The sequence below is a fragment of the Candidatus Galacturonatibacter soehngenii genome, from assembly GCF_008830185.1.
Lineage (GTDB): Bacteria > Bacillota > Clostridia > Lachnospirales > Lachnospiraceae > Lachnotalea > Lachnotalea soehngenii.
This window is the reverse complement of the sequence record NZ_WAGX01000006.1, coordinates 62,980-74,613: the sequence shown is the minus strand read 5'-3', so window position 1 is coordinate 74,613 and position 11,634 is coordinate 62,980. Positions and strand designations below refer to the sequence as shown.

The 11,634-nt window shown below is 35.0% G+C and carries 10 protein-coding genes, 7 tRNA genes and 1 rRNA gene; 17 read left to right on the top strand and 1 reads right to left on the bottom strand.

The genetic code is table 11. The features are described 5' to 3' along the window. From F7O84_RS14790 to rsmI, 15 genes are all read left to right on the top strand, one after another. Positions 1 to 1,344: ribosomal RNA gene (locus F7O84_RS14790) — 23S ribosomal RNA — on the top strand; the annotation flags it as partial. Between the two features lie 86 nt (positions 1,345 to 1,430). Continuing rightward, a tRNA-Asp gene (locus F7O84_RS14785) sits at positions 1,431 to 1,504 on the top strand. 26 nt (positions 1,505 to 1,530) lie between these two features. Then, positions 1,531 to 1,603 (top strand) — tRNA-Val (locus F7O84_RS14780). Positions 1,604 to 1,626: 23 nt separating this feature from the next. Next, positions 1,627 to 1,699 (top strand) — tRNA-Thr (locus tag F7O84_RS14775). Between the two features lie 37 nt (positions 1,700 to 1,736). Further along, positions 1,737 to 1,818: transfer RNA gene (locus F7O84_RS14770), tRNA-Tyr, on the top strand. A 29-nt stretch (positions 1,819 to 1,847) separates the two neighbouring features. Continuing rightward, positions 1,848 to 1,921 (top strand) — tRNA-Met (locus F7O84_RS14765). Positions 1,922 to 1,942: 21 nt separating this feature from the next. Continuing rightward, positions 1,943 to 2,015, top strand: a tRNA-Phe gene (locus F7O84_RS14760). A gap of 4 nt (positions 2,016 to 2,019) precedes the next feature. After that, a tRNA-Lys gene (locus F7O84_RS14755) sits at positions 2,020 to 2,092 on the top strand. Positions 2,093 to 2,315: 223 nt separating this feature from the next. Further along, the gene (locus F7O84_RS14750; RefSeq protein WP_243140908.1) at positions 2,316 to 3,725 is read left to right on the top strand and encodes an aminotransferase class I/II-fold pyridoxal phosphate-dependent enzyme; all 1,410 of its coding nucleotides are present in this window, start codon (positions 2,316 to 2,318) and stop codon (positions 3,723 to 3,725) included. A gap of 42 nt (positions 3,726 to 3,767) precedes the next feature. Next, positions 3,768 to 4,358 (top strand): nucleoside/nucleotide kinase family protein, encoded by a 591-nt coding sequence (locus tag F7O84_RS14745; RefSeq protein WP_151146982.1) that lies wholly within the window; start codon positions 3,768 to 3,770, stop codon positions 4,356 to 4,358. A 70-nt stretch (positions 4,359 to 4,428) separates the two neighbouring features. Further along, positions 4,429 to 4,869: a YaaR family protein gene (locus tag F7O84_RS14740; RefSeq protein ID WP_151146979.1), complete on the top strand. Its 441-nt coding sequence runs from the start codon at positions 4,429 to 4,431 to the stop codon at positions 4,867 to 4,869. 20 nt (positions 4,870 to 4,889) lie between these two features. After that, positions 4,890 to 5,879, top strand: a complete 990-nt coding sequence (holB, locus tag F7O84_RS14735; protein ID WP_151146977.1) for a DNA polymerase III subunit delta' — start codon at positions 4,890 to 4,892, stop codon at positions 5,877 to 5,879. Between the two features lie 45 nt (positions 5,880 to 5,924). Next, positions 5,925 to 6,833 (top strand): PSP1 domain-containing protein, encoded by a 909-nt coding sequence (locus F7O84_RS14730; RefSeq protein ID WP_151146975.1) that lies wholly within the window; start codon positions 5,925 to 5,927, stop codon positions 6,831 to 6,833. Further along, on the top strand, positions 6,823 to 7,560 hold the full coding sequence (locus F7O84_RS14725) for a tRNA1(Val) (adenine(37)-N6)-methyltransferase (protein WP_151146973.1): 738 nt from the start codon (positions 6,823 to 6,825) through the stop codon (positions 7,558 to 7,560). The genes F7O84_RS14730 and F7O84_RS14725 overlap by 11 nt, the downstream gene beginning before the upstream one ends. A gap of 78 nt (positions 7,561 to 7,638) precedes the next feature. Continuing rightward, complete coding sequence (gene rsmI, locus F7O84_RS14720) at positions 7,639 to 8,484, top strand: 16S rRNA (cytidine(1402)-2'-O)-methyltransferase (protein ID WP_151146971.1); 846 nt, start codon at positions 7,639 to 7,641, stop codon at positions 8,482 to 8,484. Between the two features lie 61 nt (positions 8,485 to 8,545). Here rsmI and F7O84_RS14715 read toward each other — a convergent pair whose 3' ends face one another. After that, on the bottom strand, positions 8,546 to 10,264 hold the full coding sequence (locus F7O84_RS14715; protein ID WP_151146969.1) for an ATP-dependent metallopeptidase FtsH/Yme1/Tma family protein: 1,719 nt from the start codon (positions 10,262 to 10,264) through the stop codon (positions 8,546 to 8,548). Positions 10,265 to 10,501: 237 nt separating this feature from the next. Between F7O84_RS14715 and F7O84_RS14710 the strand changes: the two genes are divergently transcribed. Further along, entirely contained in the window at positions 10,502 to 11,080 is a 579-nt protein-coding gene (locus F7O84_RS14710; protein ID WP_151146966.1) for a nucleoside recognition domain-containing protein, read from the top strand. Continuing rightward, a complete protein-coding gene (locus F7O84_RS14705) occupies positions 11,077 to 11,601 on the top strand; it encodes a spore maturation protein (RefSeq protein ID WP_151146963.1) in 525 nt (174 codons plus the stop codon). The genes F7O84_RS14710 and F7O84_RS14705 overlap by 4 nt, the downstream gene beginning before the upstream one ends. Positions 11,602 to 11,634: the final 33 nt, after the last annotated feature.

The following is an 11,634-nucleotide window of genomic DNA, read 5'->3' as shown; positions in this document are numbered from 1 at the left end:
GTGGACCGAAATTAAAGTAGGGAAGTGTGTGAGCTAGCTGCCAAGAAAAGCCGCTATTGTTTTTATTGTACCCGTACCGTAAACCGACACAGGTGGATGAGGAGAGAATCCTAAGGCCGACGGGAGAAGCATTGTTAAGGAACTCGGCAAAATGACCCCGTAACTTCGGGAGAAGGGGTGCCTGGTGAAAGCCAGGCCGCAGAGAATTGGCCCAAGCAACTGTTTAGCAAAAACACAGGTCTATGCAAAACCGAAAGGTGAGGTATATGGGCTGACGCCTGCCCGGTGCTGGAAGGTTAAGGGGAGAGGTTAGCGCAAGCGAAGCTTTGAACTTAAGCCCCAGTAAACGGCGGCCGTAACTATAACGGTCCTAAGGTAGCGAAATTCCTTGTCGGGTAAGTTCCGACCCGCACGAAAGGCGTAATGATTTGGGCACTGTCTCGACAATGCACCCGGTGAAATTGAAGTACCAGTGAAGATGCTGGTTACCCGTGCCAGGACGGAAAGACCCCATGGAGCTTTACTCCAGTTTGATACTGGGATTCGGTACTGCATGTACAGGATAGGCGGGAGACTAGGAAGGTATGACGCCAGTCATACCAGAGTCGTTGTTGGGATACCGCCCTTGCAGTATTGGATTTCTAACTAGCCACCATAAACTGGTGGGAGGACAATGTCAGGCGGGGAGTTTGACTGGGGCGGTCGCCTCCGAAAGAGTATCGGAGGCGCTCAAAGGTTCCCTCAGAATGGTTGGAAACCATTCGCAGAGTGCAAAGGCATAAGGGAGCTTGACTGTGACACCGACGGGTGGAGCAGGTAGGAAACTAGGACTTAGTGATCCGGTGGTATAAAGTGGGATTGCCATCGCTCAACGGATAAAAGCTACCCTGGGGATAACAGGCTTATCACTCCCAAGAGTTCACATCGACGGAGTGGTTTGGCACCTCGATGTCGGCTCATCGCATCCTGGGGCTGAAGTAGGTCCCAAGGGTTGGGCTGTTCGCCCATTAAAGCGGTACGCGAGCTGGGTTCAGAACGTCGTGAGACAGTTCGGTCCCTATCCGGCACGGGCGCAGGATATTTGAGAGGAGCTGACCTTAGTACGAGAGGACCGGGTTGGACGAACCGCTGGTGTATCTGTTGTCTACCAAAGGCATGGCAGAGTAGCCAAGTTCGGAAGGGATAAACGCTGAAGGCATCTAAGCGTGAAGCCCCCCTCAAGATGAGATATCCCATAGCGCAGGCTAGTAAGACCCCTTGAAGACTACAAGGTAGATAGGACAGAGGTAGAAGTGCAGTAATGCATGTAGCTGACTGTTACTAATCGGTCGAGGGCATGACCAAAGAGCTTAGCAGGTGAGAGTTTGCTAAGAGAGTCGTCATACATTATTCGAATTTCATGTGCAGTTTTGAAGGTATAAACTTTCAATGGCCCAATGGCTCAGTTGGTTAGAGCGCCGCCCTGTCACGGCGGAGGTCGTGGGTTCGAGTCCCATTTGGGTCGTATTAATTAAATATTGTTATTACCATGGGATCATAGCTCAGCTGGGAGAGCATCTGCCTTACAAGCAGAGGGTCACAGGTTCGAGCCCTGTTGGTCCCATTTTTTATTAAGTTATTTTTTATGCCGACGTGGCTCAATTGGCAGAGCAGCTGACTTGTAATCAGCAGGTTATCGGTTCAAGTCCGATCGTCGGCTTAAATTGAACACTTTTATAAGAGTGTTTCATTTTTATGGATGGGTTCCCGAGTGGCCAAAGGGGGCAGACTGTAAATCTGTTATCGACGATTTCGAAGGTTCGAATCCTTCTCCATCCATTTGTTTTAAAAATATATATTAATAATGTCGCGGGGTGGAGCAGTCTGGAAGCTCGTCGGGCTCATAACCCGAAGGTCGTAGGTTCAAATCCTGCCCCCGCAATTTCAATTAAATATAGTACATGCCCAGATAGCTCAGTCGGTAGAGCAGAGGACTGAAAATCCTCGTGTCACTGGTTCGATTCCGGTTCTGGGCATTATGGGATATTAGCTCAGTTGGTAGAGCACTTGACTTTTAATCAAGTTGTCCGGGGTTCGAATCCCCGATGTCTCATTTACAAAAGCCTTAAATATTACATTTAAGGCTTTTCTTATGTTATAAAACTGTTATATGATATAAGTGAAAAATAAATAATAATAAAAGTAAATAAGACTAAATGTATTTAAATTATTTTTATTTGTATAAATAATTAAATCATTAATAAATAAGTAATTCTATAAATTATAAATACACATCTAGAGTTTTAATATATAATCAAAAATAAGGAGGTTTTATTATGAATCTTTATGAACGACTAAAGTCTTATTCAGAATTAGATTATTACCCTTTTCATATGCCGGGTCATAAAAGAAGTAAAGAGAATCATTTTATTAATCCATTTTGTCTGGATATAACGGAAATAGATAACTTTGATAATTTGCATCATAGCGAGGGGATACTTTTAGAAGCACAAAAAAGAGCAGCACATTTGTATCAATCTAAGGAGTCTTATTTTATTATTAATGGCTCAACGGCCGGTTTATTGAGTGCTATATCTGCTTGTACAAGTAAAGGCGGAAGTATTTTAATGGCAAGGAATTGTCATAAGGCGGTTTATAATGCAGTTTTCCTTAATGAGTTGAAAAATATTTATACTTATCCACAAAATACAGATAAATATTGTGTAAATGGTGGATTAAATCCAGAAAAAGTAAAACAATTGTTGATAAGTAATCAAAATATTCAAGCAGTTGTAATTACGTCACCTACGTATGATGGTATTGTTTCTAATGTAAAGGAGATTGCAAATATTGTACATAAATATAATATTCCGCTGATTGTTGATGAAGCTCATGGAGCTCATTTTGGTTTTCATTCGTACTTTCCTGAAAATGCAATTAAGAATGGAGCTGATATTGTAATTCATAGTTTACATAAGACCTTGCCATCTTTAACACAAACAGCACTTATTCATGTAAATGGTACAATTGTAGATAGAGATAGGTTAAGAAGATATTTATCTATTTACCAGACAAGCAGTCCTTCTTATCTATTAATGGCAAGCATTGATTCTTGTATTAATTTGTTACAAACAGAGGGAAAAGACCTATTTGATAACTATGTAAAGAAATTAAACCAATTCCGTGAGGAAATGTCTGTATTAACAAAATTAAAACTATTAGATGATAGTGTATTAGGAAAATATGATATCTATGATTTAGATCGTTCAAAGTTAATTATATCAACCAAAAATACCGATATAACTGGTAAGGAATTATATAATCGATTATTAGAAAAATATCATCTACAAATGGAGATGGCTACAAGTAACTATGTTTTAGGAATGACATCTGTAATGGATACAGAAATAGGATATGAAAGATTAAAAAGTGCTTTAATTGAAATAGATAAAACTTGTAATTATGTAGAAAACAATGAGAAGATAAATTTAAATTTGGAAGCAAAAATATGTTATACTATAACAGAATCATTAAAAAGAACAACGAAAGAACATAGTTTGAATGATTCGATCGGAAAAGTGTCAGGTGAGTATGTATATCTATATCCTCCTGGTATACCTTTGATTGCTCCAGGTGAAGAAATCACATATGAATTAATAATAGAGATAAATAAATACAAAAAAATGGGGCTTACAATAGAAGGAATGAAGGATATCACAAATAATAAAATTCAAATTTTAACATAAGTGTGAAATAAATTAGTATGATAAGCGAAGGATAAATGTTTTATGGGAAAAATATTTTATATTATGGGTAAAAGTTCATCTGGTAAAGATACTATTTATAAAAGAATTTTAGAAAAGAATAGGTATCAATTAAAAAGAATTGTTATGTATACAACAAGGCCAATCAGAGAAGGAGAAACAGATGGCATAGAATATATATTTGTGAATGATAATAGATTTTTATATTTACAGAATGAAGGAAAAATTATTGAAGCAAGATCGTATCAAACCACGTATGGTGAGTGGAAGTATTTTACAGTGAATGACGATCAAATTGATCTAAAAAGAAATAATTATCTGATGATTGGAACATTAGAATCCTTTATAAAAACAAAAAAATATTATGGAAATGAATTGATTGTTCCTATTTATATTGAAGTGGAGGATGGTCTACGCTTGGAAAGAGCTTTAACAAGAGAAAGACAACAGACATTTCCTAAGTATGAAGAGATGTGTAGAAGATTTTTGGCAGATCAAAAAGATTTTTCTGAGGACAAAATAGTTGAAGCTGGAATAAGTAAAAGGTTTCAGAATCATAACTTAGAAGAGTGCATAATAGAAGTTTCGAATTATATAAACCAGGTTGTAAATTAAAAAATCTTTCGGTATAATATAACTTATACAAAAGATTGATTCAACATACATTAGCAAAGAGGGTGAAAGTGTGAATTTAAAGGTGAATGAAAGTTCTTCTGCAGCTGCGATAGAGAGTACGAAAAAAACACAACAAAAGGATAGTAGTTTTAAGTTTACTTTAATTAGCAGTATTCATGAAAAAGATTTGCAGGACAAGTTAAATGGATTGATGAAAGAAATCAATGTTCAAGGGGATAGACTTGCCAAACATATGGATATTCGAGATATGAAAGCATATAGAAGTCTTGTAAAGGAATTTATGAACGAAGTAGTAACCCGTTCACATGAATTCTCAAGAGAAAATTTTCTAGATAGAAGAGGACGCCATAGGGTATATGGTATCGTCAGATTAATTGATGAAAATTTAGATGCACTAGCAAAAGAATTGATGAGTGATGAAAAGGATCACCTTGCAATATTAAGTAAGATAGATGAGATAAAAGGATTATTATTGGATATAGCCACATAATAATAGAATGGAGTACCATGATGTCTGGATTTAAAAATATAATAGGTCATAAACAGGTTATTGAACATTTAAAAAGTGCAATTATGCTTGGAAAGATTTCACATGCATATATTTTAAATGGTGAGGTTGGTTCTGGCAAAAAATTAATAGCATCTACATTTGCAATGACTCTTCAATGTGAGACTGAAAATGATGAACCATGCGGTAAATGTAAATCATGTATGCAATCAAACAATCACAATCATCCAGATATTATTTGGGTAACTCATGAAAAGCCAGGAAGCATTGGAGTTGATGATATCAGAGGGCAGCTTAACAATGATATTGTTATTAAACCCTATAGTTCTAAGTATAAGATATATATCATAGATGAAGCAGATAAATTAACAGTACAGGCTCAAAATGCTCTACTAAAGACATTAGAGGAACCACCAGCCTATGCAGTTATCATTTTATTAACAACGAATCATGAAGCTTTGTTATCCACCATATTATCAAGATGTATTACATTGAATTTAAAAGTGGTAGAAGATGAGTTAATTCGTACCTTTTTAATGGAGGAAAAACAAATACCTGACTATAAAGCAAATATTAGTGTTGCTTTTGCGCAAGGAAATGTAGGGAAAGCAATTAAATTAGCCTCTACACAAGATTTTGACCAGCTAAGAGAAGATACCTTTTCTATGCTTCGAAACATGGCTGATATGGAAATGTATGAGGTAATTGAGTATATAAAGAAGATAGCAGAGAACAAATTAAATATAAATGACTATCTTGATTTAATTATTTTATGGTTTCGTGATGTATTATTATTTAAGGCTACAAACGATATCAATCACTTAATCTTTAAAGACAATATATCAGATATTAAGAAACAGGCAAATGAGCGTTCTTACAATGGTATAGAAAATATTATTAATGCAATTGAGAAAGCAAAAGTCCGATTAAATGCGAATGTAAATTTCGAATTAGTCATGGAATTATTGTTATTAACCATCAAGGAAAATTAAAGCTTAATATAGATACTTTAGTCAGGTGGAGCGAAAGGAGCTAGAATGACAAAAATTATTGGAGTTAGATTTAGAGCTGCGGGGAAAATATATTTCTTTGACCCAAAGAATTTTGATATAAATGTAGGTGACCATGTAATTGTTGAAACAGCAAGAGGGATTGAATATGGAGCTGTAGTAATCGGACCAAGAGAAGTAGAAGATTCAAAAGTAGTACAGCCTTTAAAGGATGTAATCCGTGTATCAACCTGTGAAGACGATGAAGTAGAAGCGAATAATAAAATAAAAGAAAAAGAAGCTTTTAAAATATGTTTAGAAAAGATAAAAAAACATGGTCTTGAAATGAAGTTAATTGATGCAGAATATACTTTTGATAATAATAAAGTTTTGTTTTATTTTACGGCAGATGGAAGAATAGATTTTCGTGAGTTGGTAAAAGATCTTGCAGCTGTTTTTAAGACAAGAATTGAACTTCGCCAAATTGGTGTAAGAGATGAAACAAAGATATTAGGTGGAATAGGAATTTGTGGTAGACCTTTGTGCTGTCATACACATTTATCAGAGTTTGCACCGGTGTCTATTAAGATGGCAAAAGAGCAGAATTTATCATTGAACCCAACTAAGATTTCTGGAGTATGTGGCAGGCTTATGTGTTGCTTGAAAAATGAAGAAGAGACCTACGAAGAGCTTAATAGTCGTTTACCAAATGTGGGTGATTATGTAACGACAGATGATAATCTAAAAGGTGAAGTACAAAGCGTAAATGTGTTAAGACAGCTTGTTAAGGTAATTGTTTCATTGAATGATGAAAAGGAAATTCGCGAATATAAAGTATCACAACTAAGGTTTAAACCAAAACGAAAGAAAGAAAAAATTGATTTATCAGATGCGGAATTACGAGAGTTGGAAATGTTAGAAAAAAATGAAGGGAAATCTAAGTTAGATGACAATTAGTCTAAAAGAAAATGAAAGATTAGATGAGCTTCATAGAAATGGCTATTATATTATACAAAATCCAGAGAAATTTTGTTTTGGAATGGATGCTGTACTATTATCTGGGTTTACAAAGGTAAAACAAGGTGAAAAGGTGCTTGATTTAGGAACAGGAACGGGAATTATACCTATTTTACTAGAAGCCAAAACCAATGGAGAGCATTATACCGGTCTTGAAATTCAAGAAGAAAGTGCTGATATGGCAAGGCGTAGTGTTGCCTATAATCATTTGGAAAATAAAATAGACATTGTTACTGGAGATATAAAGGGAGCCTCAAAAATATTTGGGGCTGCCTCTTTTGATATAATTACTACGAATCCTCCCTATATGACAGGAAATCATGGATTGGTTAATCCAAATCAGCCAAAGGCGATTGCAAGGCATGAAATTTCTTGTAGTCTGGAGGATGTAATAAGAGAAGGTTCTAAATTACTAAAGGTAAATGGACGTTTTTTTATGGTTCATAGACCCTTTCGACTGGCTGAAATCATGACAACACTTGTTAAATACAAGCTAGAGCCAAAAAGAATGCAGCTTGTATATCCCTTTGTTGATAAAGAGCCAAATATGGTTCTAATTGAAGCTTTAAAAGGTGGAAAATCTAGAATAACAGTGGAAAAACCACTTATTGTATATAAAGAACCAGGAAAATATACAGATGAAATTTATGATATATATGGATACTAATTAACTTATAGTATCTTAACGCAACATAAATTGAAACAAAGTATGATACGATACTTTGTTAATCTGTAGGAGGTAGAGATGTCAGGAAAATTATACTTGTGTGCAACTCCTATTGGTAATTTGGAAGATATAACATTTCGAGTGGTGCGCACTTTAAAAGAAGTTGATTTGATTGCAGCTGAAGATACGAGAAATAGTATTAAATTGCTGAATCATTTTGAAATAAAAACACCTATGACTAGTTATCACGAATTTAATAAGTATGATAAGGCCAAATACTTAGTTGAAAAAATGAAAGCGGGATTAAACATTGCTTTAATTACAGATGCAGGTACACCAGGAATATCAGATCCAGGGGAGGAGCTGGTGAAGCAGTGTTATGAAAATGAAATCGAAGTTACTTCTTTGCCTGGGGCAGCCGCTTGTATCACTGCCTTGACTCTTTCAGGTTTATCAACAAGAAGGTTTTGTTTTGAGGCTTTTTTACCATCGGATAAAAAGGAAAAGGCACATATTTTAGAAGAACTAAAGAATGAGACCAGAACAATTATTTGTTATGAGGCACCTCACCGCTTGATTAAAACGTTAGAAGAATTAAAAAATGTATTAGGTGATAGAAATATTACCATTTGTCGAGAGCTTACCAAAAAACATGAAACAGCCTTCGTAACTACTTTTTCAAAAGGGATAGATTATTACAAAGAAAACGTTCCAAAGGGTGAATGTGTTATCATAATTGAAGGGAAAAGCATTGAAGCATTGATGCAAGAAAGCCAATTAAAATGGAGCGAGATGTCCATAGAAGACCATATGTGCTATTACACGAGTCAAGACATAGATAAGAAAGATGCTATGAAATTAGTAGCAAAGGATAGGGGAATAACAAAGAGAGAGGTATATAATTATATTATTCAGGACAAATAAAAATTGTTTATATCGCATGGTATATATATAAATAAGAAAACCACACGATATAAACATTTTTTTATGCGCAGATACGGTCAATATCCTTTGCATTTAAGGATTCTTTTTCTATTAATTCATAAGTTATCTGTTCTAACAAATCCAAATTATTCTGTAAAAGTTCTTTGGTCTCTTCATAAAGAGAATTCATAAGATCACGACATTTTTCTATTATCTTGTTATCGGATTCATATTCCATGCAAGATAAACTAAATAATCCAAGCTCTTCATCCATACCAAATTTGTTTACATAATCAAGAATAATACTGGATGCTTTTTGTATATCGTTGCTGGCACCTGTGGTTACTTCATCCATACCAAAAATTAATTCTTCTGCAATTCGCCCAGCAAGTAGTGTTTGTATGGTGGCTTTTATTTGTCTTTGATTTTGATACAACGTATCTTTTGGTATGGTTAAGTTAAAGCCGCCTGCCCCTGTTACACTAGGAATAATCGTAACTTTTGAAATATAATTTTCAGGAAGTAAAAGTTTGGTTGCCAGTGCATGTCCTGCTTCGTGATAAGCAGTAATTTTAAGGTCCTTTTCAGAAATATAAGAGCGATCCACTTTTGGTGCGCCAGCAATAACCGTGTAAAATGCTTTCTCTATGTGATAGTTACAAATCACTGGATTTTTTTCATTCGCAGCGTAAATTGCTGCTTCGTTTAATAAATTTTCTAACATAGCACCACTAAAGTAAACTGTTGACTTTGCAAGAGCATCCAAATCTACATTGTCTGCGAGTGGTTTTGATTTTGCATGTAAAGTTAAGATTTTTTTTCTTGAATTTACATCGGGTAAACCAATTTCTATTTGTCGATCAAAACGTCCTGGACGAAGAAGGGCTTCATCTAAGGTATCTAATCGATTGGTGGCACCAATTACAATAATTCCCGAATTTTCATGGAATCCAGACATTTCAGTTAATAGTGCATTCAAAGTTTGATCACGTTCGTCATTACTACTAGAAGCACCACGAGAACGTTTTTTACCAATGGCATCAATTTCATCTATAAAGATAACGGCCTTTTCGCTTTTCTTTGCTTTTTGAAAAAGACTACGAATACGACTTGCACCAACCCCTACATACATCTGAACAAAGTCTGAACCGCTCATTGCATAAAAAGGTACATTGGCTTCACCAGCAACTGCTTTTGCTAAAAGTGTTTTTCCAGTTCCAGGAGGTCCATATAAAAGGACACCTTTTGGCATTCTTGCGCCAACGCTGGAATATTTATCTGGTTCTTTAATAAAAGAAATAACATCTTCTAACATGGACTTTGCTTCTATATTACCTGCTACTTGTTTCAACGTAATGGATGAACTCTTTTTCGTCTTCTTGTTCGCATTTTGAATCATTGATTTCTGATTCCGATAACGAAAATAATAAGCACCGCCTGCGGCAACAAGAACAATTAGTATCAGTAATAAATTTGCTGAAATTAATCCATTCTTACCATAATTGATGGTGATATCATGAAGTAATAAATATTCTGTAAAATCTTGTGTCTTTGGATTGGGGATAATATAGATATGTTTGTCATCATTTTTTAATGTCGCTTGAAATGTGTTTTGATTGCTTGTAAATGTAACTTGTTCAATTCTTTTATTTTCAACGGTATTTATAAAATCGGTATATGACATATTAATATTATTTTTATTCTGATAGTAAGTGCCAAAAAGTATGACAGAAAGAAGTAAAAAGAATGAAGCAAGGACATAGATGTATTTTTTTTGCATACATGAACCTCCAATTTATGTTTGCTGTTTGTTTACTTGAAATTTAAAATAAACTTTAACGAATGTCATTAGAAACATAATACCATTGTATCTTTTTTTATACATAATATCTATCGATAATTAATGGAAACATAGTTAAAAAGTAACTATTTTGTACAAAAATAAATGTAAAGGCATTTCAGTAATGATTCAAACAGAATTGGCATAATATACTAAAAAAGAATATTTAGGAGTAAAATGCTTAATTATTTATGGGGAGCCATGATTATAATTGGTATCGTTTATGGTGCCATTAATGGGACAATGACAAATATCACAGCCGCTGCACTTGATTCAGCCAAAGAGGCAGTAGAGCTTTGTATTACAATGGTTGGAATTATGGGAGTGTGGGTTGGCCTCATGAGAATTGCGGAAGTTTCTGGTATTATCAAAGCTGCAACCAATAAAATAAAACCTTTTGTAGACTTTATGTTTCCAACTATTCCTAAAAACCATAAGGCAAGGGAATATATTACAACAAACATTATTGCTAATATACTCGGACTTGGATGGGCAGCAACCCCTGCGGGATTAATGGCGATGGAAAGTCTAAAGGAACTAAATCATGATAGTGAAAAAGCAAGTGTTGATATGTGTACCTTCCTGATTATCAACATCTCATCCTTACAACTAATTCCAATAAATATCATTGCCTATAGAAGCCAGTACGGCTCTGCTAATCCAGGCATTATAACTGCTCCTGCTATTGTAGCTACAACGATTTCAACTATAGTTGGAATAATTTTTGCTAAGATAATGGCGGTGAAGCATCAATGAAAATACTAATTTTTTTATCTGATTTTATAATGCCGCTTATGATATTTTATATTGTGGGTTTTGGCTTGTTAATGAAGAAAAACATATACGATGAATTTATCAAAGGAGCAGCAGACGGATTTAAGACAGTGCTAAATATTATGCCAACACTAATAGGTTTAATGATGGGAGTTGGTATATTAAGAGCATCTGGGTTTTTAAATTTTATTGCAGAATTAATTGGCAAAGCAACAAACTACATACATTTCCCATCTGAATTAGTACCCCTTGCCATTGTAAGGTTATTTTCTTCGTCGGCGGCAACGGGCCTTGCGCTAGATTTATTTAAAGAGTTTGGAACGGATTCTTTTATTGGTTTGGCTGCATCTATTATGATGGGATGTACAGAAACAGTATTTTATACGATGAGTGTATATTTTATGGCAGCAAAGGTTACAAAGACAAGATGGACTTTACCAGGTGCTTTGCTTTGTACGGTAACGGGAATTATTGCATCCACAATATTAGCCAGACTCATGTAGTCTATTGCACAGAGGAATTAATCATCCTCTGTG

Bases quoted from the DNA above. Each gene is read 5' to 3' on its own strand.
- F7O84_RS14710 (WP_151146966.1), top strand. From the start codon at position 10,502: ATGCTTAATTATTTATGGGGAGCCATGATTATAATTGGTATCGTTTAT.
- F7O84_RS14750 (WP_243140908.1), top strand. From the start codon at position 2,316: ATGAATCTTTATGAACGACTAAAGTCTTATTCAGAATTAGATTATTAC.
- holB (WP_151146977.1), top strand. From the start codon at position 4,890: ATGTCTGGATTTAAAAATATAATAGGTCATAAACAGGTTATTGAACAT.
- F7O84_RS14745 (WP_151146982.1), top strand. From the start codon at position 3,768: ATGGGAAAAATATTTTATATTATGGGTAAAAGTTCATCTGGTAAAGAT.
- F7O84_RS14715 (WP_151146969.1), bottom strand. From the start codon at position 10,264: ATGCAAAAAAAATACATCTATGTCCTTGCTTCATTCTTTTTACTTCTT.
- F7O84_RS14705 (WP_151146963.1), top strand. From the start codon at position 11,077: ATGAAAATACTAATTTTTTTATCTGATTTTATAATGCCGCTTATGATA.
- F7O84_RS14730 (WP_151146975.1), top strand. From the start codon at position 5,925: ATGACAAAAATTATTGGAGTTAGATTTAGAGCTGCGGGGAAAATATAT.
- F7O84_RS14725 (WP_151146973.1), top strand. From the start codon at position 6,823: ATGACAATTAGTCTAAAAGAAAATGAAAGATTAGATGAGCTTCATAGA.
- rsmI (WP_151146971.1), top strand. From the start codon at position 7,639: ATGTCAGGAAAATTATACTTGTGTGCAACTCCTATTGGTAATTTGGAA.